General features: G+C 69.1%; 16 protein-coding genes. 7 read left to right on the forward strand and 9 right to left on the reverse strand.

Annotation, left to right across the window (positions count from 1 at the left end; translation table 11 throughout):
- Nucleotides 1-285: 285 nt before the first annotated feature.
- From sucD to murA, 4 genes are all read right to left on the reverse strand, one after another.
- Nucleotides 286-1,167: a succinate--CoA ligase subunit alpha gene (sucD, locus tag WME90_RS47910; protein WP_437278813.1), complete on the reverse strand. Its 882-nt coding sequence runs from the start codon at nt 1,165-1,167 to the stop codon at nt 286-288.
- A gap of 95 nt (nt 1,168-1,262) precedes the next feature.
- Nucleotides 1,263-2,453, reverse strand: coding sequence for an ADP-forming succinate--CoA ligase subunit beta (sucC, locus tag WME90_RS47915; protein ID WP_437278814.1), 1,191 nt, complete (start codon nt 2,451-2,453; stop codon nt 1,263-1,265).
- Nucleotides 2,454-3,086: 633 nt separating this feature from the next.
- On the reverse strand, nt 3,087-3,722 hold the full coding sequence (gene hisG / locus WME90_RS47920) for an ATP phosphoribosyltransferase (protein ID WP_437278815.1): 636 nt from the start codon (nt 3,720-3,722) through the stop codon (nt 3,087-3,089).
- Complete coding sequence (murA, locus tag WME90_RS47925; protein WP_437278816.1) at nt 3,719-4,987, reverse strand: UDP-N-acetylglucosamine 1-carboxyvinyltransferase; 1,269 nt, start codon at nt 4,985-4,987, stop codon at nt 3,719-3,721. Before murA ends, hisG begins: the two co-directional genes overlap by 4 nt.
- A 167-nt stretch (nt 4,988-5,154) precedes the next feature.
- Here murA and WME90_RS47930 point away from each other — a divergent pair, with 167 nt between their 5' ends.
- A complete protein-coding gene (locus tag WME90_RS47930; protein WP_437278817.1) occupies nt 5,155-6,339 on the forward strand; it encodes a thrombospondin type 3 repeat-containing protein in 1,185 nt (394 codons plus the stop codon).
- A complete protein-coding gene (locus WME90_RS47935) occupies nt 6,314-6,865 on the forward strand; it encodes a DUF2452 domain-containing protein (protein WP_437278818.1) in 552 nt (183 codons plus the stop codon). Before WME90_RS47930 ends, WME90_RS47935 begins: the two co-directional genes overlap by 26 nt.
- Nucleotides 6,866-6,883: 18 nt before the next feature.
- On the opposite strand, the gene WME90_RS47940 is transcribed toward WME90_RS47935, so the two are convergent.
- Nucleotides 6,884-7,870 (reverse strand): NAD(P)H-quinone oxidoreductase, encoded by a 987-nt coding sequence (locus tag WME90_RS47940; protein WP_437278819.1) that lies wholly within the window; start codon nt 7,868-7,870, stop codon nt 6,884-6,886.
- A gap of 23 nt (nt 7,871-7,893) precedes the next feature.
- The gene (locus WME90_RS47945; protein WP_437278820.1) at nt 7,894-9,129 is read right to left on the reverse strand and encodes a serine/threonine-protein kinase; all 1,236 of its coding nucleotides are present in this window, start codon (nt 9,127-9,129) and stop codon (nt 7,894-7,896) included.
- 425 nt (nt 9,130-9,554) lie between these two features.
- Between WME90_RS47945 and WME90_RS47950 the strand changes: the two genes are divergently transcribed.
- The 4 genes from WME90_RS47950 to WME90_RS47965 all read left to right on the forward strand — a co-directional run bounded on the left by WME90_RS47950 (nt 9,555) and on the right by WME90_RS47965 (nt 18,356).
- Nucleotides 9,555-11,219: a serine/threonine-protein kinase gene (locus WME90_RS47950; protein ID WP_437278821.1), complete on the forward strand. Its 1,665-nt coding sequence runs from the start codon at nt 9,555-9,557 to the stop codon at nt 11,217-11,219.
- 415 nt (nt 11,220-11,634) lie between these two features.
- On the forward strand, nt 11,635-14,721 hold the full coding sequence (locus tag WME90_RS47955) for an AAA family ATPase (RefSeq protein ID WP_437278822.1): 3,087 nt from the start codon (nt 11,635-11,637) through the stop codon (nt 14,719-14,721).
- A 177-nt stretch (nt 14,722-14,898) separates the two neighbouring features.
- On the forward strand, nt 14,899-17,154 hold the full coding sequence (locus WME90_RS47960) for a SulP family inorganic anion transporter (RefSeq protein ID WP_437278823.1): 2,256 nt from the start codon (nt 14,899-14,901) through the stop codon (nt 17,152-17,154).
- Between the two features lie 89 nt (nt 17,155-17,243).
- Nucleotides 17,244-18,356 (forward strand): polyamine ABC transporter substrate-binding protein, encoded by a 1,113-nt coding sequence (locus WME90_RS47965; protein WP_437278824.1) that lies wholly within the window; start codon nt 17,244-17,246, stop codon nt 18,354-18,356.
- 92 nt (nt 18,357-18,448) lie between these two features.
- Here WME90_RS47965 and speB read toward each other — a convergent pair whose 3' ends face one another.
- Both speB and WME90_RS47975 read right to left on the reverse strand, forming a co-directional pair.
- Nucleotides 18,449-19,414, reverse strand: a complete 966-nt coding sequence (gene speB, locus WME90_RS47970; RefSeq protein ID WP_437278825.1) for an agmatinase — start codon at nt 19,412-19,414, stop codon at nt 18,449-18,451.
- A 628-nt stretch (nt 19,415-20,042) separates the two neighbouring features.
- Nucleotides 20,043-20,627 carry a GNAT family N-acetyltransferase gene (locus WME90_RS47975; protein ID WP_437278826.1) on the reverse strand — a complete coding sequence of 195 codons (585 nt, stop codon included), beginning with the start codon at nt 20,625-20,627 and terminating at the stop codon, nt 20,043-20,045.
- A gap of 863 nt (nt 20,628-21,490) precedes the next feature.
- Here WME90_RS47975 and WME90_RS47980 point away from each other — a divergent pair.
- A complete protein-coding gene (locus WME90_RS47980; protein WP_437278827.1) occupies nt 21,491-22,594 on the forward strand; it encodes an aromatic ring-hydroxylating oxygenase subunit alpha in 1,104 nt (367 codons plus the stop codon).
- A 305-nt stretch (nt 22,595-22,899) separates the two neighbouring features.
- On the opposite strand, the gene WME90_RS47985 is transcribed toward WME90_RS47980, so the two are convergent.
- On the reverse strand, nt 22,900-25,875 hold the full coding sequence (locus WME90_RS47985; RefSeq protein ID WP_437278828.1) for a TonB-dependent receptor domain-containing protein: 2,976 nt from the start codon (nt 25,873-25,875) through the stop codon (nt 22,900-22,902).
- Nucleotides 25,876-25,983: the final 108 nt, after the last annotated feature.

Here is a 25,983-nt window from a genome sequence, read left to right on the forward strand (position 1 = left end):
GCGAGGGTGCTCGTTGGGCGGGGTGGGGGATGGGCCGATGTCCGAGGTGGGTTAAAAGGACAGCGGTAGGCCCGGGGCGAGGGTGCTCGTTGGGCGGGGTGGGGGATGGGCCGATGTCTGAGCCCGAGGCATCTCTCCTCCGGCGAAGCTGGAGGAGCGATGCCTCGGGCGAGTTCGGCGGGGCCCCCACCCCGCCCAACGAGCACGCTCGCCCCGGGCCGGGCAATTCGGAAGTTCGCGTACAGCAAGCCCGCTGCACGCTCGACGCCCCGTCGGGCGAGGAGATCAGCGCGCCGCCGCCATCGCGGCCTGCATCGCGATGCCCATCTCGGCCGGCGTGGCAGCCACCTTGGCCCCCGCCGCCTCGAGCGCCGCGATCTTCTCGGCCGCCGTGCCCTCGCCGCCCGCGATGATCGCGCCGGCGTGGCCCATGCGCTTGCCCGGAGGCGCCGCGCGGCCGGCGATGAACGCCGCCACCGGCTTCTTCATGTTCTGCTTGATCCACGCCGCGGCGCGCTGCTCTGCCGTCCCGCCGATCTCGCCGATCAGCACCACACCGTGGGTGTCGGGATCCTGGTTGAAGAGCTCGAGCACGTCGATGAAGTCCATGCCGCCGACCGGATCGCCGCCGATGCCCACGCAGCTCGACTGGCCGATGCCGAGGGCGCTCAGCTGGCCGACCGCCTCGTAGGTCAGCGTGCCCGAGCGGGAGAGCACGCCGATGTGCCCCTTCTTGTGGATGTGGCCCGGCATGATCCCGATCTTGCACTCTCCCGGGGTGATCACCCCGGGACAGTTCGGCCCGATGAGCCGCGCCGGCTTCCCCTCGAGGAAGCGACGGACGCGGATCATGTCGAGCACCGGCACGCCGTCGGTGATGCAGATGACGAGCTTGCAGCCCGCATCGACGGCCTCGGTGATCGCGTCCGCCGCGCCGACCGGCGGCACGAAGATGCACGAGACGTCGGCGCCCTCGTTGCGCACGGCCTGCTCGACCGTGTCGAAGATCGGCACCTTGTCTTCGAATCGCTGGCCGCCGCGGCCGGGCGTCACGCCGGCGACGACCTTCGTCCCGTACTCGATGCAGGCGCGGGCGTGCTGCGACCCGTAGGCGCCCGTGATGCCCTGGAAGACGACCCGCGTGTCCTTGTTGACGAGGATGCTCATCGCTTGATTACTCTACCTTCAACGTGGACAGGAGCTCGGCCACCGCCGCTGGCTCGCTGCTCAACTGGGTTCGAAGCTCGGTGCTCCCGGGCGCCCTAGGCCTTGCCGCCGCGCGTGGCGGCCACGATCTTCTGCGCGCCGTCGGCCATGGAGCTCGCCGACTGGATGGTCAGGCCGCTCTCGTCGAGCAGCTTGCGGCCGGCCTCGACGTTCGTCCCCTCGAGGCGCACCACGAGAGGCACCTTCAGCCCGAGCTCCTTCGCCGCGGCGATGACCCCGGCCGCGACGACGTCGCAGCGCATGATGCCGCCGAAGATGTTCACGAAGATGCCGCGGACCCGCTCGCTCCGGAGGATGATCTGGAACGCGGTCTTCACCTGCTCCTGCGTGGCGCCGCCGCCGACGTCCAGGAAGTTCGCCGGCTTTCCGCCGTAATGGAGGATGATATCCATCGTCGCCATCGCGAGCCCGGCGCCGTTCACGAGGCAGCCGATATCGCCGTCGAGCGACACGTAGGAGAGCCCGGCCCGCTTCGCCTGGAGCTCGACCGGATCCTCCTCGTCGACGTCGCGCATCCCGTTCCACTCGGCGTGCCGGAACTCGGCGTTGTCGTCGAAGCTCACCTTCGCGTCGAGCGCGAAGACGTCGCCGGCGCCGGTCACGACGAGCGGGTTGATCTCGAGCAGCGAGCAGTCCTCCGCGGTGAAGCACGCGTAGAGCGAGGCCACGAGCTTCAGGAACTGGCGCTGCGTCTCCTTCGCGGTGAGCCCGAGCGCGAGCGCGAGCTGCCGCCCCTGGTACGGGGCGAGGCCGAGCACCGGATCGATGAAGAGCTTGTAGATCTTCTCCGGCGTGCTGTGGGCCACCTCCTCGATGTCCATGCCGCCCTCGGTCGAGGCGATCACCGCGATGCGGCGGCGCTCGCGGTCGACGAGCATCGCGAAGTAGAGCTCGCGCGCGATGTCGAGGCCCTGCTCGATGTAGAGCCGCCGGACCTTCTGCCCCTCGGGGCCCGTCTGCTTTGTGACGAGCTGCATGCCGAGGATCTTCTCGGCGAGGGCGGTCGCCTCCGCGCTGCCGCCCTTCGCGACCTTGACGCCGCCGCCCTTGCCGCGGCCGCCCGCATGGATCTGCGCCTTCACGACGACGACCGGGTTGCCTGTCTGGGCGATCAGCCGATCGGCGATCGGCGCCACCTCGCTCGCCTGGAAAGCGGGCTCCCCTTTCGGTATGGGCACTCCGTAGCGAGCGAAGAGCTGCTTGCCTTGATACTCGTGGATTTTCATGAGAGGGGCCGCCACCCTATCACAAGGGCGCGCTCGCGCGAGACTCGAAAAACAGGGTCGACGGACGTCTGGGGGGGTGCGCGCGGGCGCGCGGGCGCGCGCGAGTTACGTTTCGTTACGTTCGTGCACGCACGCTACGTTGCGAGTGTTTCGAGTGTTTCGAGTGTTTCGAGTGTTTCGAGCCGACTCCCGCCTGTTCATGGAAAAGTGCGGCCTTGCGGCGCTCGCCGTCGTCAGCCTCCGTCGCTTCTGTCGGCTGTCGGGCGCCAGGCGGCTCAGGCCGGCGGAGGGCCACGAGGGCGAACAGGAGAGCCTGGAGCCGAAAGAGCGGATGGATTGCCACCTTCGGGAGGAGACTGACGATGATCTCGCCGCCCACCCAGGGCTTCAGCTCGACCGCTCCCGCCGCGCCGACCAGCCCGACGCTGCCGTCGATCGATAAGGGACGGCGCTGATCCTGGTCGAGTAGGTCGGGGAGCAGTCGATCCAGCCGCCCCAGTCCTCGATGCCAATCCAGGGTTCGATATCGGCCGGGGCGCGGCGAGCTGCGTTAACAGCCAAGCCTCCGCTCGCTCGGTCTCTGGATGACGGCTGTCCTCGATCAGAGAGCAGGGGCGAGCGCCCCCGCGGCGATCACCGCCCTGCGCTGGCCGTCGCGGCCCGCAGGCGCTCGATCAGCGGGCGGACGACGTCGCTCCGCAGCTTGTACGACGCGCGGTTCGCGATGAGCTGGGTGCTCACCTCGGTGACCGTCTCGAGCACCTCGAGGCGGTTCTCGCGCAGCGTCGCGCCCGTCTCGACGATATCGACGATGAGGTGAGAGAGCCCGACGAGCGGCGCGAGCTCCACCGACCCGTGGACGGGGATGATCTCCGCCACCACGCCCTTGCTCGCGAAGTGATCCCCGGCGATCCGCGGGTACTTCGTGGCGACGCGCGGCAGATCGGGGATCGGCCTGTCCTCCGGCCCGGCCACCACGAGGCGGCAGCGGCCGATGCCGAGATCGAGCGGCGTGTAGAGATCGTGGCGGCGCTCGAGGAGCGTGTCCCGGCCCGAGACCCCGAGATCGGCGGCGCCGTACTCGACGTAGGTCGGGACGTCGTCCGGCTTCAGGAACACGTACTGGAACGCGCCGTCCGCCGTCGGCCGGACCAGGCGGCGATCGTTCTCCTCGAGGGGCGTGCTGTCGAGGCCCGCGCGCCGCACGAGCGGGATGAGGTCCTTCAGGATGCGCCCCTTGGGGACGGCGATGGTGAGCGGCTTCATCATCCGGCCCGCCCCTCGACGCGCACCGTGTCGGCGCCGAGCTGCGCGAGCTTGCGCTCCATGAACTCGTAGCCGCGATCCAGGTGGTAGACGCGCAGCACCTCGGTCTCGCCCTCGGTCGCCACGAGCCCGGCGATGACGAGCGACGCGCTCGCGCGCAGATCGGTGGCCATCACGGTCGCGCCCGACAGCGGCGCGCCGCCGTGCACGTGCGCCGTGTGGCCGTCCACGTCGATGTGCGCCCCCATGCGCGAGAGCTCGGGGACGTGCATGAAGCGGTTCTCGAAGATCGTCTCGACGATGCGCGACGTGCCCTGCGCGAGGCACATCAGGACCATGAACTGCGCCTGCATGTCGGTCGGGAAGCCCGGGTGCGGCGCCGTCGTGACGTCGACGGCGCGCAGCGGCCGCCCCTCGCGGCGGACGCGCACGCAGTCGCCCTCGCGGCCCACCTCGACGCCCGCCTGGCGGAGCTTGGCCGCGACGGCCTCGAGGTCCTCGAGCGGCGCGTTCTCGATCAGGACGTCGCCGCCGGCCGCGGCCGCCGCGACCATGTACGTGCCGGCCTCGATCCGATCGGAGATGATCGCGTGGTCGAACGGCTCGAGCTCGTCCGCGCCCTCGATGTGGATGACGTCGGTGCCGGCGCCGCTCACGCGCGCGCCCATCTTGTTGAGCACCCGGCCGAGCTCCTCGACCTCGGGCTCGCGCGCGCAGTTCACGAGCGTGGTCCGCCCCTTCGCGAGCGCGGCGGCCATCATCAGGTTCTCGGTCCCGGTCACGGTCGGCAGATCGAACACGACCTCGGCGCCGCGGAGCCGCTTGCACTCCGCGACGATGTAGCCGCGCGACAGCCGGATCGTCGCGCCGAGCGCCTCGAGGCCCTTGAGGTGCTGATCCACAGGGCGCGTCCCGATCTGGCAGCCGCCGGGGAGCGACACCTTGGCGCGGCCGAAGCGCGCGAGCAGCGGGCCGAGGACCATCACGCTCGCCCGCATCTGCTTGACGAGCTCGTAGGGGGCCTCGGGCCGCACGTTGTCGCCGGCGCCGACCTTCACGAGCGGCGGGGCGGTCTCGACGTTGCGCCCGAGGAACCGGAGCAGCGCCGAGGTCGTGTCGATGTCGCGCAGCGCGGGCACGTTGCGGAGCAAGCTCTCCCCGTCGGAGAGCAGCGTCGCGCAGAGGATCGGCAGCGCGGCGTTCTTCGCGCCGCTGATGCGGATCTTGCCGAAGAGCGGCTTCCCGCCCCGGATCCGGATGGAGTCCATGCCCCGCTATCGCACAACCCGCGGCGGAACGCGATGTTTCGGGGGCGGCGCGCGCCCCCGCGCCCCGCGCTCGGCGAAAGCCGTCGCGATCGCGGCCGGCACGGAGCGCCGGGCGGGCGGACGACGGAGCCCCACTTTCCCCTGCGCTGATCTAGTCTCCTCCGGCCATGCGACCGAGCGCCTTCGCCCTGTCCTCGCTGCTCGCCGGCTCTGTGGCCTCGCTCGCCGCCGCCCAGCCGTCGGCGGATCTCCGGGGGTTCCGCGCCTCGATCGACCCCGGGGCCGGCGTCTACCTCGAGCCCGCCGCGACCCCGGACACGGGCGAGTGGAGCGCGAGCCTCTGGGCCTCGTACGCCTACCGCCCCATCACGCTCCGCGATCCGGCCTCGGACGAGGTCCGCTTCGACGTCATCCGCCACCAGGTCAGCGCAGATTTCGCGGCCGGCGTGGGCGTCGCGCGGCGCCTGCTCCTCGGGGTCACGCTCCCCGTGGTCCTCCATCAGACCGGCGACGCGCCCACGTCCGACGCCACGCGCGTGCTCGGCGACACGTGGCTCCCGGCGCAGGCGCTCGGCGATCTCGGCCTCGTCGGCAAGCTCACGCTCGTTCAGCCCACCGGCGGCGAGCTCGGCGGGTTCGCGCTCGCGCTGCACGAGCGCTTCACGCTGCCCACGGGGCACGAGGCGTCGTTCGTGGGCGAGGGGGGCGTCACGAACGAGCTCAGGCTCCTCGCCGAGTACCGGCTGATCGCGTTCGGCGCGCACGCCGCGGCGGGGCTCAAGCTCCGCGCCGACGAGGCCCGCTTCGGCTGCGAGGCGACCCCGGCCTCTGCCGCGGGCGCCGATCCGTGCCCCACGGTGTTCGGCCACGAGCTGCCCTTCGGGCTCGGCCTCTCGTTCCGGCCGCAGATCCTCGGCGTCGACCCGGAAGGGCGCGCCACGTTCTTCCTGGAGGCCCACGGGCACCTCCCGCTCTCGCCGATCGCGCCGTTCGAGAACCAGGAGACCGCCGCGCTGGAGCTCGGCCTCGCCGCGCGCTACGCGCTCGGCGACGTCTCGCTCCTGGCCGGCGTCGAGACGGCGCTGGCCGGCGGCGTCGGCACCGCGCCGCTGCGCGCCGTCCTCTCGGTCGCCTGGTCCCCGCGCGTCCACGACGCCGACGGCGACGGCGTGGAGGACGACGCCGATCAGTGCCGTGAGCTCGCGGAGGACCGCGACGGCCTCCAGGACGGCGACGGGTGCCCCGAAGGGGACGCCGACGAAGACGGCATCGTCGACGAGGAGGACCGCTGCCCCCTGCAGAAGGAAGACGAGGACGGCGTCGACGATGAAGACGGGTGCCCGGACCCGTGACGCCGGCCCGCGGACGATCCATGACGACGTGGACCGCATGAGCGACGACGGCTACACGAAGCACGGGGGCGGCCGCCACGAGGGGCCCTCCCGCACCTCGCCCTATCCCCTGAGCCGGCTCTCCGCGCCGCACGAGCTCGTCGACGTCGCGCGGGAGATCCAGCAGGCGGACGCGCTGCTCGGCGCGGTCACCGGCGGCAAGCTCGCGCAGATCGCGCGGCAGATCAGGTCGCTGCAGGACGAAGCGCGGCGGGTCCTCGAGGCGGCGCAGCGCGACGGCGAGCTCCACCGGGCGGCGTGCAATTTCAAGAAGCGGCCCGGCCACGTCTATCACCTCTACCGGCGCGGCGACGGCGTCCCCTACCTCTCGATGCTCTCGCCCGAGGAGTGGGGCGGCTCCCCGCCGCACGCGTTCGAGGGCTCGTACCGCCTCGAGGTCGACATGTCGTGGACGCCGTCCGAGGAGGCCGAGGCGCACGACGCGGAGGCGGGCGCGCTCGGGCGGCTCACCGGCCGCGGCGCGTGACGCCGGCGCCGCGCTCCCTCACCCGCCGAGCCGGAGCAGCACCTTCCCGAACGACGCGTTGCTGGCGATGTAAACATGCGCTGCTGCGGCATCGTCGATCGGGAAGACCCGGTCCACGACCGGCCGCACGGCGCGGCTCGCGAGCCACGGGGAGATGTTCCGCTCGAGGAGCTGCGCCGCCGCGATCTTCTCCTCGAGCGGGCGCGAGCGGAGCACGGTGCCGAAGAGCTCGACGCGCTTCCGCAGGAGCTCGCGCAGATCGAGCTCCGCGGACGCGCCGGCCGTCAGCCCGACGAGCGCGATCCGGGCCTTCGGCGCGCACGCCTTGAGGTCCTCGCCGACGTAGGCGCCCCCGACGAGCTCGAGGACCGCGTCGACCCCCGCGCCCCCGGTCGCCTTCAGCACCTCGTCCGCGAACGTTGCGCCCGACGTCGCGATCCCGGCGTGCAGCCCCAGCGCGCGGCAGCGATCCAGCTTGTCCTGCGTGCGCGACGTCCCGACGACGAAGCACCCGAGCGCGCGGGCGATCTGGAGGCCGGCCGTGCCCACGCCGCTGCCGACCGCGTGCACGAGGACGCGCTCGCCGGGGGCGAGCCGGGCGCGCGTCACGAGGGCGTCGTAGGCGGTGACGAACGCCTCGGGGATCGCCGCCGCTTCCTCGTCCGTCAGCCCGTCGGGCACCGGCGCGACCTCGCGCTCGTGCGCGACGATCCGCTCGGCGTAGGCGCCGCCCGCGAGGAGGCCGAAGACGCGATCGCCCGGCGCGAAGCGGCGCGCGCCCTTGCCGACGGCCTCGACCACGCCGGAGTACTCGAGCCCCGGCACGTCCGGCGGCGCGCCGGGCGGCGCCGGGTACAGGCCCAGCCGCTGGAGCACGTCGGCGCGGTTCACCCCGGCGAAGCGCACGGCGACGCGCACGTGCCCCTCCGGCGCGTCGGGCGCGTCGACCTCCCGCACCTCGAGGACCTCCGGCCCGCCCGGCTCGCGAATGACGACGGCGCGCATCTTCGATGCCCCTCCTGCGCCGTTCACTCTTCCATCGGCGGCGGGAGCACGCTCTTCCGGTAGAAGTACTCCACCTTTTCCGAGTCCGGATCGACAGGCTCCGCCTCCGGCTCGGGGGGCGCGTTGCCGCCGATCGCCGCCTCGATCTGCACCTGCTCGAGCGCGTCCATCATCGAGGCCGCGCTCGGGAAGCGCTCCTCGCGATCGAGCGCGAGCGCGCGCATCGTCGCGACGTCGAGCGAGTGGGGCACCTCGGGCCGCAGCATGCGCGGGCGGATCGGCTTCACGCGCTGGATCTCGGCGAGCAGGGCCGCGGCCGTCGGCGCCTTGAACGGCAGCTGCCCCGTGAGCATCACGTAGAGCAGCATGCCCACCGAGTAGAGGTCCGCGCGCGCGTCGAGATCGCGGACGCCCTGCGCCTGCTCCGGCGCCATGAACGCGGGCGTGCCGGCGACCGCGTGGCTCCCCGCGGCGCCCATCGAGACGAGGATCGACGCCGCCGCCCCCGTGTTGAACGCCTCGGCGACGCCGAAATCGAGCACTTTCACGGTGAGCGGGCCGCGGCCGCCGCCGACGAGGCAGATGTTGTCCGGCTTGAGATCGCGGTGGAGGATGCCCTCGGTGTGCGTGACGACCAGCGCGCTGAGGACCTGGACGGCCACGTCCAGCACGACGGGAATGGGCATCGGGCGCTCTCGCGCGAGCCGCTCGGTGATGGTCTCGCCCTCGAGGCGCTCCATCACGAGGTAGGGCGTGCCGTCGTCGAGCACGCCCAGATCGTAGACCTCGACGATGTTCGGATGGCCGAAGCGGCCGGCGACGGCGGCCTCGTTGTGGAAGCGCGCGATGGCCGTCTTGCTCTGAGCGTACTGGCCGCGGAGCGTCTTGATCGCGACCCGGCGCCGCAGGCCGATGTGGATCGCGTCGTAGACCATCCCCATCCCGCCCTTCGCGATGACGCCGAGGATGCGGTAGCGGTCGTGCAGCAGGCGGCCGACGAGCGGAGCCTCCTTCGTCGGCCTCGGCTGATCGGGATCGATATCGGGCGGCAGCGGCCCGTCCACCGGCCACGCCGACTCGCCCCTGCCCACCGGCGGTACCCGCGTCGAGGAGGGCGGGGCGACGCTCGGCGTGAGCGCCGTGCCGTGCACCGGGCACCTCTCGGTGTCCGACGGGTGCGGCAACCCGCACGCCTGGCATCGGATGAAGTGCTGCGGCGGCATCGGGGACCCGGTCAGAGTACGGGTACATCCGCCCATGCAGCAAGCTCGTTCAGGGACCGAGCGTCCCGGCCGGGGGGGCACGCCCACAGCGTGTGGTCGGGTAGCCAACCAATGTCATCTTCAGCAGCTGGGTTGGATCAGCCCGCGGCTTACGGTAGGCTGAGCTCAAACGTGCCGCAGCCGATCCGAAAGCCAACCCGACGAGCGCGAGAGGTGCCGCAGCGAGGCGGGTACCAGAATTTGCCCTCGAACGTAAGCCGGAACGTAAACTGGAACGTAAGCCGGAACGTAACCGGGCACATGGACGGGCACGTGAACCAGAACGTAAGCCAGCACGTGAACCAGTACGTAAGTCGAACGTAAGTCGAACGTAAGGCAGCGCGTGACGGGCACGGGGTACGCTTTCCCCGAGTGCCAGCAGTGGGGGCCAGCGGGATGGGAAGGGGAAAGAGACAGAGGCCATGAGCACGGCGGAGAAGCTTTCGGACGGTGCCTCGGCCAGCGGTGAGTCCGACCCGCTGCTGGGAAAGGTCTTGAATCAGAAGTTCAAGATCCACTCCCTGCTCGCGACGGGCGGCATGGGCGTCATCTATCGCGGCGAGCAGATCGCGCTCGAGCGCCAGGTCGCGATCAAGGTCCTGACACCCACGAACTCATCGAATCAAATCGACCCCAATTTTCATAAGCGCTTCTTCCTCGAGGCGAGCATCCTCGCCAGGCTCCAGCACCCGAACATCGTCACGGTCTTCGACTACGGCCGAGTCGAGAACATGGAGCCCGAGCGGTACTTCATGGCCATGGAGTTCCTCGAGGGCGAGACGCTCTTCCGGCGGCTGCGCAAGGCGACCCGCCTCGCGGCGCCCGACGCGATGGGCATCGCCCGGCAGATCGCCCGCGGGCTGCGCGAGGCGCACAAGCACGGCGTGGTGCACCGCGATCTGAAGCCGTCGAACGTCATGCTCGTGCCCGGCGAGGACACCGGGGAGCTCGTCAAGATCCTCGATTTCGGCCTCGTGAAGGTGCTCGCGGACGACTCGGAGGAGCTCACGCAGCAGGGCTCGTTCCTCGGCTCTCCGCGCTTCATGTCGCCGGAGCAGATCTCGCACGGCAAGGTCGATCTGCGGACCGACGTGTACTCGCTGGGCGTGATCCTCTATCAGATGCTCTCCGGGAAGGTCCCGTTCGAGGCGCAGAACTCGGTCCAGATCCTGATCGCCCACCTGCAGCAGCCCGTCCCGCGGATGCGCGAGCGCAGCCCCGAGGCCGAGGTGCCCGAGCCGCTCGAGGCGTTCGTGCTCCGCTGCCTGTCGAAGGATCCGGACGGCCGACCGGCCAACATGGAGGCCGTCATCCGCGGGCTCGGCGAGTGCGCGCAGGCGATGGGCCTGTCCCCGGCGTTCGGCTCGACGGGCCTCGTCACCATGGACTCCACCGGCACCGGCAGGATGCCGACGCCGATGCCGCCCGTGCGCGTGATGACGGCGATCCCCGCCAGCTCCTCGTCGCCCACGTCGACGTCCGGCGCCACGACCTCGCAGGTGGACGACGCCTCGCTCGGCGCCGCCTCGCGCCCGGCCGACGCGGCGCCGCAGGGCCGCAAGGGCATCGTGCTCGTCGCCGTGGGGGTCCTCGCCGTCGCGGGCATCGGGGTCGCGATGTCCCGGATGCGCTCCAGCGAGCCGACGCCGACCGCCGTCGCGCCGCAGGAGAAGCCGCAGGTCGCGCCGCCGCCCGCCGACGTCGGGTCGTTCGTGCTGATGGTCGAGTCCATGCCGTCCGGCGCCGAGGTGCTGGAAGATGGCAAGCCCCTCGGGAACACGCCGCTCCAGCTGTCGATCTCGAACAGCTCGGTGCGCGCGAGCCCACGCCGGCTGACCGTGCGTCAGGAGGGGTTCGAGCCGTACTCGATCGTCCAGGGCCCCTCCGATCAGTCCGTGCGCCTCGTCGCCACGCTCACGAAGCGCGCCGTCGCGCCGACGAGCACGCCGGCCGCGCCCACGCCGCCCCCGGCCGCCGCGGCGCCTCGCACTTACTCCGGCCGGCCGGCAGCGAGGCCCACGCCCGCTCCCGACGCGCCGCCCCCGCCCCCTCCTTCTCGGCCGCTGGATATCCAAATCGAACGATGACCCTCCTGCGCCCCGCACGCCTCATCGTCGTCTCCCCGTCTGTCTTCACCGCACGGCCGCTCTGGGCGGATATCCATGCCGACGCGGAGGCGGCTTGTTCCAGGTTCTCCACGGACGAGCGCTCATCGGACGAGGCGCACGACGCGCTCGGTGCGCACGGTGAAGGTGACGATGTGCAGCGTTCTCCGGAACATGCGCAGGAACACGCGCACGCTCGCCTGCTCGCGAAGCGTGGCCAAGGTCGCGCCCAGCGCCGAATCCAGCGTCAAAACCAGCCTGTGCAGACCGACCGCACGATCGATCGAAGATCCCCGTATTCATCCGTTCCCGCCGGCAGTAGACTCCAGGCTCTGCGTCCCGCAGACGCGCTTCCCAGGCCGATTCCAAGCGGGATCCGTTGCTGAGGAGCAAGGAAATGAACCCGCTCGTCCCCGACTTCATCATCCAGCAAGACGCTCTTGGCAACACCGAGGGCAGCTTCACGGGGGCGGTGCTCATGATCGACATCCCCGGCTTCACCGAGCTCACGGAGAAGCTGATGCAGCATGGGCGCGCCGGCGCGGAGACGCTCGCGGGCACGCTCCGCTACTACTTCGACCCGCTCATCGCCGCGGTCCACCACGCCGGCGGCTTCATCACCAACTTCGCGGGCGACGCGTTCACGGCGCTCTTCCAGGACACGCCGGACCGCAAGGTCGCGGAGTACGTCCTCGGCGCGGCGCTCTCGATGCGCGATCTCTTCGCCGAGCACCCCGAGCGCGACACGCCGTTCGGCAGCTTCCCGTTCTCGTTCCGGATGGGGCTCGCGTGGGGCTCGGTCGAATGGGGCATCGTCCGCATCTCCCCGGAGCGCGCGTACTACCACTTCCACGGGCAGGCGCTCGCCGCGTGCGTCGCGATCGAGCGGCAAGCGCAGAAGGGCGACATCCTCCTCGACCGCGCGCTCTGCGATCGCATCCCGCCCGCGAGCGCGAAGTACCACGGCGAGGGCGTCTACAAGCTCGGCGACGTGCCGGCGCCGAGGCTGGCGCAGGTGCCCAGGAACCCGCCGCCCGGCGACGGCGCGGCGTTCGTGGCGAGGGGCGTCGCGGACATGCCCCCCGAGGGCGAGTTCCGCAACGTCACGAGCGTCTTCCTGTCGTTCGAGCAGATCCCGAGCTTCGCGGAGCTCACGCGCCTCCTGCACGAGCTCTCGGAGCTCTACGGCGGCACGTTCACCGGCATCGACGCGGGCGACCTCGGCATCGCCGCGCTCATCCACTTCGGCGCGCCGATCACGCACGAGAACGACAACGATCGCGCGCTCGACTTCGCGCTCGAGCTGAAGAAGCGCGGCCTCCGGCAGATGCGCCTGCGCGCGGGGATCACGCGCGACGTCCGCTACGCGGGCTTCAACGGCGGCACCGAGCGCCACGAGTTCGCGTGCATCGGCCGCGCGACGAACCTCGCGGCGCGCCTCGTCGCGAAGGCGCCCTGGTCGGCGATCTGGGCCGACGAGCAGGTCTTCCGCGCCGGCGAGACGAGCTACCAGTGGACGACGGAGAACATCTTCCGGTTCAAGGGCTTCGACCTGCCCATCCTCGTCTACTCGCTCGAGCGGCGGCGCATCTCGGTCCAGAAGGAGTTCTACGATCTCGGCCTCATCGGCCGCGAGCAGGAGATCGACCAGCTCGCGCGGTACGTCGGGCCCATCTTCGAGGGCAAGCCGGCCGGGATCGTCTACATCGACGGCGAGCCCGGGCTCGGGAAGAGCTACCTCGTCCAGCGCTTCCGCCACCGGTGCGAGGAGCACCAGAACGAGCGGCCGTTCCTCTGGATCGACGCGCGCTGCGACCAGACGCTGCAGAGCTCGCTGAACGCGTTCGAGTTCGCGCTGAAGGAGTACTTCTGGGAGTCGTCGGCGCTCGGCAAGGAAGAGAAGCTGACGAATTTCGACGACGCGTTCGAGTACCTCCTCGATCGGCTGCCCGAGAGCCAGAGCGCGCTCAAGCGCGAGCTCGATCGCGCGCGCTCGGTGTTCGCAGCGCTCATCGGCATCCGCTGGGAGGACTCGCCGTACGAGCGCCTGCACCCCAAGCTGCGGTACACGAGCACGCTCTCGGCGCTGAGCTTCGTCTTCCTCGCCGAGGCGTCGCTCCAGCCGGTGATCCTGCACCTCGAGGACGCCCACTGGGCGGACGAGGACTCGCTCGAGGCCGTGCGCGTCATCGCGCGCGCGTGCCGGGGGCTGCCGATCGCGATCATCTGCACGACGCGGCGCAAGGATGACGGCACCCCGGTGCGCATCCCGCTCGACCCGGGCATCTCGGAGAAGGTGATCGAGCTCAAGCCGCTGCCGCGCGAGCAGCTCCTCGCGCTCGCGGTCCCGTTCTTCGGCGGCCCGATGCCGGACATGCTCGCGACGCTCCTCTGCGAGACGGCGGGCGGCAACCCGTTCTTCGCGCAGGAGATCCTCGCGTACTGGCTCGAGGACGGGCGCTACGGATCGAGCTCGAGCTCCATCTCGATCTCGAACACGTTCATGCCGCCGAAGAACGTGAACAGCCTGCTCATCTCGCGGCTCGACCGGCTCGACGCGAAGGTGAAGCAGACGATCGTCGCCGCGGCCGTCCTCGGCCGCGAGTTCGACCTGCGCGTCCTCGCGCTGATGCTCCCCGACGCCTCCGTGCTCGAGGAGCACGTGCGCATCGGCGAGGCGCAGTGCATCTGGTCGCAGATGACGGAGCGGCGCTTCCAGTTCAGCAACGCGCTCCTCCGCAACGCGGCCTACGAGATGCAGTCGCGCGCGCGGCTCCAGGAGCTCCACCGGCTCGCCGCCGAGGCGATCGAGAGCCTCTACGGCGACGACCTCGAGGATCAGCTCGTGGCGCTCGGCCGCCACTGGCGCCGCGCCGGCAAGGTCGATCACGCGCGCCGCTACTTCCTCGGGGGCGCGCGCAAGGCGGCCGCGCGCTACGCGCACGAGGAGGCGACGCGGCTCTACCGCGTCTACTTCAAGCTCTCGCCCGAGCCGACGCCCGAGAGCGTCGTCGTCCGCTACGAGTTCGCGCGCGACGTCCTCGAAGCGAGGGGGCGGTACCAGGAGGCGCGGCAGGAGCACATCCGCGTGCTCACCGACGCGCAGAAGCTCGGCGACCGCGGCTCCGAGTCGCTCGGCTTCCTCGGCCTGGGCCGCACGCACTGGGCGATGCAGCAGCCCGATGACGCGCGCACCTACTGGGAGGAGGGCTTGCGCGCCGCGCGCGAAGCGGGCAACCTGCCAGCGGAGGGGCTCATGCTCGCGAGCCTCGGCATGGCCTACGCCGTCCAGGGCCGATATGATGCTGCGCGCACGCTGTACACGCGCGCGATCGCGATCGAGCGCCAGATCGGGAACCGCCGCGAAGAGGCGAGGCTCCTCGCCGAGTTCGCGAAGCTCCACCGGCTGAGCGGCCACCTCGGCGAGGCGGAGGCTCTGCAGGAGCAGGCCGCCGCGATCGAGCGTGAGCTGGGCGCGTCCTGAGCCGGAGCGCCGGGCCCCGCGGCCCGCCGCTCGTTGCGACTCCTCGTCAGCAATCGTTGCATCTTCCTTCGCTCACGGGGCGCTGGTCCGACCGAGCCGCTCGGCGGCGCCGATTCGCCTCGGACCTCACCGCCACGCGAACCTTGCCGACAATCGACGAAGAGGTCTCCCAAGCGCATGACACGACAGGCAACAAAGGAGTCATCTGAGCTGCCGAACGAGGACCTCCTTGCGAAGGTGAAGCCGTCCAAGATCATGCCCGCGGTCATCGCCGGCATGGTCTCGGGCATGCTGGTCGTCTCCTTCGATATTTCGCTCGGCGCGCTGATCTTCAACCACGATCTTGCCAGTTACCTCTCGCGAGGGATCGGCATCATCCTGATCAGCTCCGTCATCGTCGGCGTGCTCGTCGCGCTCCTCAGCTCGTACCGCCCGGTGATCGCTGCGCCGCAGGAGGACGCGGCCGTCATCCTCGCCTCCATGGCGTCGACGATCGCGGCGGGCATTGCGCAGAAGAACCCGGGGATGAGCCCATTCCCGACGATCGTGGTCGCCATCGCGATCACCTCCGTCGTCGCGGGCGGCTTCTTCCTGCTCTTGGGTATCCTGCGTCTAGGCATCCTGGTCCGCTTCATCCCGTACCCCGTCGCCGGCGGCTTCATCGCAGGCGCCGGCTGGCTCCTCCTCACGGGGTCGATCTCGGTGATGTCCGGCCAGCCTTCGGCGCTGGAGGAGCTCCCGCGCGTGTTCGCGGACCCGAACCTGCTGACGCGGGTCCTCCCGGGCCTCGTGTTCGGCGTGCTGCTCCTCTCGGTGTTGCGCCGGTTCTCGTCGCTCCTGCTCCTCCCCATCCTGCTCGGGGGGTCGATCGGCGTCTTCTACATCTCGGTGGGCCTCGCCGGCGTCAGCGTCCAGCAGGTGCTCGACGGCGGCTGGCTCCTCGGTCCGTTCCCGACAAGGTCGCTCTGGCCGCCGATCGGGCCCTCGGACCTCGCGCAGGTGGACTGGGCGGTCCTGTTCAGCAGCGCTGGCAACATGGCCGCCGTGACGATGATGGCCGCCATCACCGTGCTCCTGAGCGCGTCTGGCGTCGAGCTGGCGACGGAGCAGGAGATCGACCTCGACCGCGAGCTGCGAGCCACCGGCGTCGCGAACATCGTCACGGGCCTGTTCGGCGGGATGGTGGGCTACCTGTCGCTGGCCGAGTCGTCCATGAGCTACAAGGCCGGCTCGAACAGCCGCGTCTCCGGTCTGGTCGCGGCGTCGATCAGCTGCCTTGTGCTCTTCGTGGGCGCGGACGCCATCCTGTACTTCCCGCGCCCCGTCCTCGGCGGGCTGATCGCGTATCTCGGTTTTCACTTCCTCATCAACACGCTCTACGAGAGCTGGTTCCGGCTGCGGCGCATCGAGTACTTCGTCATCGTGGCGATCCTCCTCGTCGTCGCCGTCCGGGGATTCCTTGTCGGCATCGGCGTGGGGCTCGGCATCTCGTTCATCCTGTTCGCGCTCAGCTACAGCCGCATCGAGGTGGTGCGCAACGCGATCTCCGGGGTTCACCTGCGCAGCAACGTCGCCCGCAGCGACGGCGAGGAGATGACCCTGACGGGGCGCGCCAAGCTGCTCTACGTGCTCCAGCTCCAGGGCTATATCTTCTTCGGGACGGCGTACAACCTGCTCACGAGCGCGCAGCAGCGCATCGAGAACGACGACGATGAGAAGGTGCGCTATCTGCTGCTCGACTTCCGTCACGTCAACGGCATCGACTCGTCCGCCATCGCGAGCTTCCTCCGGCTCCGCAGGCTCGCCAAGGCGAACGGCGTGAAGCTCATCTTGACGGAGGTGCGAGCGGATATCCGCAATCACCTCCAGCGAGGCGAGGTCGTCGTCGGCGGCGACAGCGACGAGGTCTGTCGGATCTACCCCGATCTGGATCGAGGCCTCGAGGCGTGTGAGAACGAGATCATCGCGGACGCGCCGCCCAGCATGCTGCCGCCGCCGATGCTGTTCTACGATCTCCAGGACGTGTTCAACGGCCGTGAGGACATGATACGTTTTCTCGGCTACCTCGAGCGCGTGGAGGCGCCGGAGGGGTTCGATCTGTTCCGGCAGGGCGACGTCTCGAAGGACCTCTATCTCATCGAGAGCGGGGAGCTGACGGCCTGGCTCGAGATCGACGGGATGAAGGTGAAGCGGCTCCGCACCATGGGTCCGGGGTCGGTCGTGGGCGAGTCCGGGCTCTACATGGGCGAGAAGCGGTCGGCGACGGTCACCACCAGCCGACGGGCCACGCTCTACCGGCTCTCGGAGGAGGCGCTGATCCGCATGACCGCGGAGGCGCCCGAGCTGGCCGCTGCGTTCCACCACTTCGTGGTCACGCTGCTCGCCAGGAGAATTGTGCATTCGACTGGGCCTCTCAAATCGCTGTTCAACTAACGCCCGACCGAGGGGCTCGAAGGGCATACCCCTCGGGTCAGACGCCGGAGCGAGCGGCACGCCGCATGGAATAATGAAAGGATCGGCTTATGCGATACAGATGCCTGCCCCTGATGGTGCTCGCCACGCTTCTCGGCGTGTTCTTGCTTTCAGCCTGCTCTGAGAAGGCGAAAAAGTCCGATGGGCCCAGCGCGTCCGCGGCTCCTGCGCCCGCTCCCCCCAGCGAGCTGAGCCTGCTGATCTGGCCGGCCTACATCGACGAGAAGATCGTCCAGGAGTTCGAGAAGCAGCACAACGCCCGGCTGCGAATGACGATCTACGACTCCACGGAAGAGATGGAGAGCAAGCTGGCGTACGGGGGCGCCGACAGCCAGTACGATGTCGTCGTCCTGGCGAGCCACGCGATGCCGAGGCTCGTCCGGCGAGGGCTCCTCCGCCCGCTGGACCATGCCCAGATCCCGAACATCAAGAACGTGGAGCCGCGCTTCTCGGGCGCTTCGTTCGATGACGGCAACAAGCACGCTGTGCCTTACCAGTGGGGCACCGTCGCGATCATCTACAACAAGCAGAAGTTCCCCAACCTGAGCCCGACATGGGACGTCATCTTCGATCCGCCGAAGATGCCGGGCACGTTCGTGCTCATCGACGAGATGAGGGACATGCTCGGGGTCGCGCTGAAGTACAAGGGCTTCTCGAGCAACACCACCAAGCCGGAGGAGATCCGCGAGGCGGGCAAGCTCCTCAAGGAGACGAAGTCCAACCCGAAGTGCCTCGGGTTCAGGGCCGGCGTCGGGGCGACCCAGGACGTCAAGGGCGGCTCTGTCGACATGGCCGTCGTGTGGAACGGCGACGCGTCCAAGGTGGTGGCCGAGGACAAGGAGCGCCTAGGGCTCATCATCCCCAAGGAGGGCTCGGTGATCTGGGTCGACGTGCTCGCCGTCACCGCGAAGGCGCCTCACTCCGAGCTGGCGCACAAGTTCATCGACTTCATCCTGCGGCCGGAGATCGGCGCGCAGCTCTCCCTGTTCACAAAGTACGCTTCGCCCAACACCGCCTCGCAGGCCAAGCTCCCCGCCGAAGAGCGGGAGAACCCGCTCATCTACCCGACCGGGGAGATCTCGACGCGCCTCGAATACCACCGTGACCTGGGCGAGGCCTCGAAGGTCTACGACGAAGCCTGGACAGCCATCAAGTCGAACTAGGGCCTGTCCCACGGCTCGTCGCGCGCAGGGGGCGCAGGCGAGCGCCACGGGGGGCAGAGCACGGGTCGCGAGGATGTGGGGGGGCTCCGCGCTCAGCGCCGGGGCGTGGCGCTCGGCCTGCTCGCGTACAGCACGAGGTGCTCGAACGCGATGGTCGCGGCGGCCAGGGCGGTGATGCCTGAGACGTCGTACGCCGGCGCAACCTCGACGACATCCATCCCGACGAGGTTGATGCCCGCGAGACCGCGGAGGATCTCGATGGCCGTCGCGGTGCTGATCCCGCCGCAGACAGGGGTGCCCGTACCCGGGGCGAAGCAGGGGTCGAGGCAGTCCACGTCGAAGGTCAGGTAGACCTTGCGCCCACCCACCGCCTCTCGGGTGCGCTGGATCACGGCCGCCGCGCCGTTCTTGTGGACCCAGGGAGCATCGAGGATCTGGAACCCGTGCGTGTCCGGGTTGTAGGTGCGGATGCCGATTTGCACGGAGTGGGCCGGATCGATGATCCCCTCCTGGGCGGCGTGGAAGAACATGGTCCCGTGATCGATCCGCCCGTCCTCCTCGGCGCGGCTCCACGTATCCGAGTGAGCGTCGAAATGAATCAGCGCCAGGGGGCCGTGCTCCTTGTGCATGGCCCGCAGCACGGGCAGCGTGACGAAGTGGTCTCCGCCGATGGACAGAGGCGCCGCGCCGCCGCGCAGGATGCCGAGGATATGCGCCTCGATGGCGGCAGGGACGCTCTCCGGCCGGCCGAAATCCCACACGCAGTCGCCGTAGTCGATGATCGCCAGCTCCTGCATCGGGTTGAAATCGCACCCGTACGGGCGCTCCCACGCGAGCGTGGTCGACGCCTCCCGCACGGCGCGGGGGCCGAAGCGCGTGCCGGGGCGGTGGGTCGTCGCCGTGTCGAGCGGCAGCCCGGTGACCGCGACGTCCACGCCCGTCAGGTCGCGCGAGTACTTCCGGCGCAGGAACGATAGCGCACCCGAATAAAACGGCTCTGGAGAGACGTTGGTCAGCGACTGAGCCGTAAAAGCATGATCGCCGATATTGTTACTCATCTTGCCTCACTGTCACCTTCAGATAGACTATCACCAATCCAATGATAGCTCAGCCGGCCCGCCTCGGGCGCGAGGGCCCCACGGGCGGCGCGGGCCTCCATCGCGCGCGGCGAGGGCGGCGCCGCGGGCGCTCGGGTCCTGCGGCGGCGCTGGCGCTCGGGTCCTGCGGCGGCGCTGGCGCTCGGGTCCTGCGGGGGCGCTGGCGCGCCTGGCTCATGTCGACGCACCCCTCGCGCGTCTGCGGGCGCCACTGCGCACGGCGGCATAGCAACAGGCTGCCATGGTCAAGGAACAATCGCTAGCTGCGATGGCGTCGCGGTGATGCTGATGTCCGTCCATGGTCCACAGCGGGGCGCAGCCCAGTGCGCTACGGGCTCATCCGCAGCGTGAAGCTCGCCGCGGCGTACCTTCGTACGCCTCACTCGCCTGCCTAGCGCCTGAGCTCGTATCACCCGAATCCGCACCCCGCTCTAGCGGCTGAGTCCGTATCACACGAATCTGCTCGCCGCTATGGTCCGGAGCGGACGGCGCAGCCCCTCGGCGGTCATCCTGCGCTTACCATGAGGGCGTACGAGCCGGAACGGGGCTCGCGGAGCCGAGGCAGCCCGCGGGGCTCGGCGAGCAGGGGTCACTTCTTCCAGGGGCGCGTCGACGGGCGCCCGCTCATCATCGTGCACAGGATGGTGTCGTAGAACCGCCCTTCGAAGAAGAAGTTCTCCCGGAGGTACCCTTCTCGCTGGAAGCCTACCCGCTCGGCCACGCGGAGCGACCCGGCGTGCCCGGGATCGATGCCCGCCTCGATGGTGTGCAGCTCCAGCTCATCGAAGCCGAACCGCACGACCGCGCGGAGCGCCTCCGTCATGTACCCATTGCCGCTCACGGCGCGCGCCTGCTCGTACGTCACCTCGGCCCGGAAGTGGGGTACGACGAAGCGATAGAGGCAGATGGATCCGATGACCTTATTGAGGCCGCGAAGGGCAATGCCCCACCGGAGCTGGAGGCCGGCCTCATACGCTTCCCTCTGATGCCGGATCATCTCCAGCGTGTCCTTCGGCGAGCGGTGGACTGGAAAGCCCCAGAGTCTTAGCCACTCATACTCCGAGCACACCTGGAAGTAGGCTTCGGCATCCGTGTCGGCGAGCTCTCGCAGGATCAGGCGCTCGGTCTCGAGCCGCGGAAACACTTTGAGTGGGAAGTCTGGGCGTTTGTTCATCACGTCAAATTCTTTCTGGGCCTGTTCGACCCATAGCATGACCCGGCGAACACCTGCGGAATTTTTGCTATCCGCTTCTGTGCTGCTGTAAGCGGCCCGTCATGACAGATCGCGTCGTGCTGCAGAGAGCGGCTGCGAGCAGGTGCTGCGGCGCCAGCGGCGAGTGATTAAAAGGCGACACCCCGCGCGCCATGGGCGAGCCGATGCCCATACAGATCCGTACACGGCGTCGCGAGCAGCTCAGCCGATCAGATGACGTTGTGTCGTCGAGCCCATTGCACAGGCGAAGAGCGTTGCTTGGGTTGCTCGCGAGAGCCCTCCTGATGACCGGAGCAAAATGCGACGCGGACGTCAAGAAAATTCGGCGAAGGCCGCGGCGCTGTCCGTGAGCGCGAGTCGTGTCGTCGTGGAGACGGTGAAGCGCTGCGGTTCTGCGTCCGGCGGTCTCAATGCGCGACATCGAAGCTTCGATCGCTCCTGATGCGCCGTGATCCCGCCGCCGCAGAGCGGCGGCGACGCAGGGCCACGCCCGCGCAGGCCAGGGCCGTCTCCTGGGTCGAGCGGGTGAGGCCGTTGGAACAACCGCGCGGCGGCGGGGCACATGGGCACACATGTGCGGCCAAACAGTGCGGCCAAACAGTGCGACTGGAAGCATTGCAACGATGCCGTTGTGGAGCGGACAATCGGTGTCCACATGTCCACATCGGCGAGCGCAGAAGGCAGAGGCTGTCCGTCCGAAGAAAAAGATACCCTCTGCCGAGGGTTTCGGATATCAGTTGCCATGGAGGACGTGCTCGTATCGCGGAGGGGTGACCGTTCAGCCCGATGAATCGTGACACGCAGCGAGCAACTCAGGAGAGGCCATGAACCCGATGCGTCACGGCTTGGCGGCAAACTATTATCTCGACCAGGCCATCTTCGATCTGGAGCGTGAGCGGATCTTCTTCGATGACTGGCTGTGCATCGGGCACGTCGCCCAGATCCCCAAGCCGGGCGACTACATCACCTGTAGCGTCTTCGACGAGAAGCTGTTCATCGTTCGGGACAGCGACGGCGGGGTCCAGGTGCACTTCAACGTGTGCCAGCACCGGGGCAGCCAGCTTTTGTGCGAGCGCTCGGGGCACCTCAGAAAGCACGTCGTCTGCCCCTACCATTCGTGGGCGTACGACCTGCGAGGCAGGCTCGTCGTGGCGCCTCATACGAAGAGCCTGACCGGGTTCCGTACAGAGGATTATCCGCTCCGTTCGCCTCGCTCCGCGGTGTACGAGGGGCTCATTTTCGTTCACTTCGGCAACCCCGCGAAGCCGCTCGACGAGCACCTCGGCAGCCTGAACCTCGGGCTGCGGCGTTATGGCTTCACCGGGCTGAAGCACTACCGCCGGATGGAGTCCGTCATCGAGGCGAACTGGAAGATCGTCGTCGGGAACTACAACGAGTGCGCTCACTGCCCGAGCGTGCACCCCGCCTTCAGCCGCGTCTCCCCGCCTGACAGCAAGTCGGACGTCCTCGCGGCGGATGGTGCATACATGGGCAGCTCCCAGGCGCTGCGCGACGGATACACCTCGGCGACCACGAGCGGCTCGAGCAACCGGCGCCCCTTTCCCGGCCTCACCGCCGAGGAGGCGCGCAGCATGTACTTCTACACGCTCTTCCCGAACCTTGGGATCAGCCTGTTCTCCGACTACGTCTCCGTCAACTACATCTGGCCTGTGTCGGTCGGGCGCACGCTGTTCGTCTCCGATATCTACTTCGATCCCAGCCACGTGGCCCAGCCGGACTTCGACGGCAATGATGCGGTCGAGTTCTGGGACGTCGCGCAGAAGGAAGACTGGGCCGTGTGTGAGCTGATCGCCTCCGGCCTGAAGAGCAAGCGGGGGTACCGGCCTGGCCCGTACTTCGAGGACGAGAGCTTGCTCTGGCAGTTCGACGACTACGTGCTCGACCGCATCGGGCGACCGCACGGCTGACCTGTACGGCTCGCCGGCGCCGACCGCGAGAAGCGCGGCTGGCGCCTTCCGGCTTCCCGCGGCGCTTGCGCGGGTGCCTGGAGCGGCGCCTCGCAGCGCCAGCGTGGCGCTGGACCCGCGGGGGCGCCTGCTCCCGCTCGATTCACTCGATTCAACGGAGGGTCGCGCGGCCGCCCCGGCGCCGCCTCTGCGACGTCATCGGGGCGGCTGCCTAGGCTTGCTGAGCTGAGCTCGGGGCGGGGGACGGCCACCGTGCCCGGCTCACGCGCTCGAAGCGGCGCCTGAGCCGGGTCGGCTGGCGGCGCTCAGAGGTTGAGGTTGATCGACGCGAGGAACGTCCGCCCGTTCTGGGGGAACTGCGTGGAGACGGTGTACTGGGGGGCGATGGGCACCGACCAGCGCCAGTCAGCGACATTGTAGACGCCGATGTTGTAGCGGAGGCCGCCCAGATCGAGCTGCCCTGACAGCACCACGTCCCAGATCACCGCCGGATCGGTCTCCTCCTGGTCGACGCCCGAGTCTTCCTTGAAGTTGCGATCCCACCGGGGCGCCTCGACCGTCAAGCGCGATGCCAGCGTGAGGGCGCTGCCCATGAGCGGCATCGCGCCGCGGAGCGAGCCCATGTGCTCCGGCGAGTTCGGGACGTGCCGCAGGTCGTCATGGCCGTCCTTCTCCAGGTACCGAGCGCGCGCGTAGGAGTACGACGCGGAGGCCATCCAGCCCTGGCGCCACTCGCGCCGCAGCTCCGCCTCGCCGCCCAGGACGAGGATCGGAACCCCCGTGTTTTGGAAGCGCGTCGGATCCGTCACCGGGGTGGCGGTTCCTTGCTGGGCGATGAGGTTGTCGAAGTAGTTCAGGTACCCCGCGCCGACGAGCGACACCGTTGTCGAGAACCGGTGCGTGAACTCCACCTCTCCCGAGTAGACGTTCTCGGCAGACATCTTGCTCCAGTCTTTCCCGGGAACCCAGACGTCATTGTAGGAGTAGTACAGCTCCTCGACGGTGGGAGCGCGGTACGCGCGGCCGCCGAAGATCTTCAGGTTGCCACCTTCGTACGGCTTGACGATGAGCGCGAGCCGAGGGCTCGGCACCACGCCTCCGTAGAGGGAGTAATAGTCGAGGCGCATACCACCCGAGATGCGGAGCCGCTCGGACGGGGTGATGTCCACGAGCGCATAGGCGCCCAGGACATGAGAGGGATGCTCCTCGTAATCGCCTACCTTGGCGTCCGGCTCGTTACGCGGAAGATAGATGAACTTCTCGCAGGTGCCGGCGGGCCCGCAGACGGTGTCCCAGCCTCTGTGCCCGCCGAGGAAGTGCAGCCGCCCCTCGGCGCCGGCGGTGAACTTCAGGGACGGGATCGGAGAGATCTCGATGCGCTGCTCGGCGAGCAGCCAGACGTCCAAGAAGTCTTCGGTGCCGAAGACCTTGTGATTGTCCCCGGGGGGGTACTCCAGGTTGTCGTGGAAGTTGTAAAGATCGACGCTGGCCCGGGTCATCGAGCTGAGCTTGTCCGAGATCCGCGGCGTCAACATGAGCTCCAGGAAGCCGCGCGTGTCGCGGTACTTCGTCTCGTTGGTGTTGAGCTTGGTTCCCGCCACGCCGTTCGGAAGCGACTTGACCCTCGAGTTCAGGTACCACTGCGCAGACAGCGACTTGAACCACATGCGCCCCTGGAGCGTCCCGACGTTGAACTGGTCCGAGTTGCGGACCTCCCCGGTGTACCCGCTGCTGGCGTCCGCCGCCCCGGGGAAGTAGTAGTCCCGCCCGAGGCTGCGGCCCGCGCCGGCCGACATCCAGACACCGGAGTCGGAGCCGAGCGGGAGCTGGAACGAGGCCCGCCCGCGGATGAAGGAGTTGTCCGCGGTGCCGAGGCCAAAGCCGGCGGACGCCGAGGTCGGTCGCGACTTCGTCACGACGTTGATGACGCCCGAGAAGGCGCCTGTACCGTAGAGCGCGGAGCCGGGGCCTCGGACGACCTCGATCCGCTCCACGTCCTCCAGATCGGTCCTCGCCAGGTAATCCGTCATCTGGAGGCCGACCCAGCTGTCGTTGATTGAGTGGCCGTTGAGGAGCGTGAGGACGCGGTTACCGAAGTCGCCCGGCAGGTTCATGCCGCGGATCCCGGCGAAGGTGTAGGCGCCGTCGTAGGTCGTGTAGACGCCGCGCGTGCCCCTCAGCGCCTCCGCGACCGTCGGGTACCCCATCGCGCGGAGCTCCTGGCCAGGGATGATCGTGACCGAGCCGGGCGCGTCTTCGACGGCCTCTGTCGAACGAGACGCGGCCTCGACCTCTTCGAGCTGCCGGAGCGAGATGTCGATGCGGGTCTGCTGGCTCGCCACGACGTTCGCGACCTGCTCCACCGGGCGGAAGCCGCGCAGCGAGACGCGCACCTTGCGCTGGCCGCTCTGCACGTTGAGGACCGCCGGCGTGAAGCCCATCGGCTTGCCGTCGACCTCGACGAGCGCGTCGCGCTCGTCCGCGTTGACCACCAGGCTGCCCGTGAGCGGGTTGAGGCGGTAACGCGCGGTCACCGTGCTCGCGGCCCCGACGTTCACGTCCTGCTCCGACGGCTGATAGCCCTCCTGCGAGAGGTAGAGGCGGTGCCGGCCAGGAGGCAGCGTGAGGTCGCACGGCGCGGTGCACGCCGGAGGGCCGCTCGCGTCGTTCACGCGCACCGTCGTGCCCGCCGTCTCGCCCACCACGCGCACCGTCCCGACGATGCGCTTCAGCTTCACCGCGACGTTCGTCTGCTCGCCGATCTTCGCCTCGACGTTCTCGACCTCCGCCGGCTCGTATCCCTCGAGGTCGACGATGATCTTGTGCTTGCCAGGCTGGAAGCCGAGGAGGCGGGGCGTGTTGCCGCGGCCGCCGAGATCGCGGCGGTTGATGTACACCGTCGCTCCGGGCGGGTCCGTCGTCACATTGATGACGGCGACGTTGGGCCGGATGCGCGCCAGGGCCTCCTCGATGGCGGGCCTGCGCGCGGCGTTGGGCTCGAGATCGAGCGCCTGAACGTAGTAGCGGAACGCGTCCGGGTACTCCTGGAGCGCCTCGTACGTTCGAGCGATGTTGAAGATGACGTTGCGGTTTGGCACGAGCCGGTTCGACACCAGGAAGTGCTCGAGGGCACCCCGGTAGTCGCGGACCGAGTAGCGCTCCGTGGCTATCCTGAAGTGTAGATCGGCCTCATCGGCCAGATCGTCCGCCCAGGCAGGCCGACCGGAGAATGTGAGGAGTGAAACGAGTGTGAGTAGGATTGTGGAACGACGAAAGCTCATCTTTCGATCTCGATTCCCAACGGTCGTAGTGGAGCGGAGGTGCCGTCCGCCGGGGCCAGCAGTCACGCTGATCACGGCGAGCTTGGGACGAACAGCCCCATTGCTTGG

The organism is Sorangium sp. So ce375 (genome assembly GCF_051473855.1).
Taxonomy (GTDB): Bacteria; Myxococcota_A; Polyangia; order Polyangiales; family Polyangiaceae; genus Sorangium.

Coding starts and splice junctions, on each gene's coding strand:
- sucD (WP_437278813.1), bottom strand. CDS start 1,167: ATGAGCATCCTCGTCAACAAGGACACGCGGGTCGTCTTCCAGGGCATC.
- sucC (WP_437278814.1), bottom strand. CDS start 2,453: ATGAAAATCCACGAGTATCAAGGCAAGCAGCTCTTCGCTCGCTACGGA.
- hisG (WP_437278815.1), bottom strand. CDS start 3,722: ATGATGAAGCCGCTCACCATCGCCGTCCCCAAGGGGCGCATCCTGAAG.
- murA (WP_437278816.1), bottom strand. CDS start 4,987: ATGGACTCCATCCGGATCCGGGGCGGGAAGCCGCTCTTCGGCAAGATC.
- WME90_RS47930 (WP_437278817.1), top strand. CDS start 5,155: ATGCGACCGAGCGCCTTCGCCCTGTCCTCGCTGCTCGCCGGCTCTGTG.
- WME90_RS47935 (WP_437278818.1), top strand. CDS start 6,314: ATGAAGACGGGTGCCCGGACCCGTGACGCCGGCCCGCGGACGATCCAT.
- WME90_RS47940 (WP_437278819.1), bottom strand. CDS start 7,870: ATGCGCGCCGTCGTCATTCGCGAGCCGGGCGGGCCGGAGGTCCTCGAG.
- WME90_RS47945 (WP_437278820.1), bottom strand. CDS start 9,129: ATGGGCGGATGTACCCGTACTCTGACCGGGTCCCCGATGCCGCCGCAG.
- WME90_RS47950 (WP_437278821.1), top strand. CDS start 9,555: ATGAGCACGGCGGAGAAGCTTTCGGACGGTGCCTCGGCCAGCGGTGAG.
- WME90_RS47955 (WP_437278822.1), top strand. CDS start 11,635: ATGAACCCGCTCGTCCCCGACTTCATCATCCAGCAAGACGCTCTTGGC.
- WME90_RS47960 (WP_437278823.1), top strand. CDS start 14,899: ATGACACGACAGGCAACAAAGGAGTCATCTGAGCTGCCGAACGAGGAC.
- WME90_RS47965 (WP_437278824.1), top strand. CDS start 17,244: ATGCGATACAGATGCCTGCCCCTGATGGTGCTCGCCACGCTTCTCGGC.
- speB (WP_437278825.1), bottom strand. CDS start 19,414: ATGAGTAACAATATCGGCGATCATGCTTTTACGGCTCAGTCGCTGACC.
- WME90_RS47975 (WP_437278826.1), bottom strand. CDS start 20,627: ATGAACAAACGCCCAGACTTCCCACTCAAAGTGTTTCCGCGGCTCGAG.
- WME90_RS47980 (WP_437278827.1), top strand. CDS start 21,491: ATGAACCCGATGCGTCACGGCTTGGCGGCAAACTATTATCTCGACCAG.
- WME90_RS47985 (WP_437278828.1), bottom strand. CDS start 25,875: ATGAGCTTTCGTCGTTCCACAATCCTACTCACACTCGTTTCACTCCTC.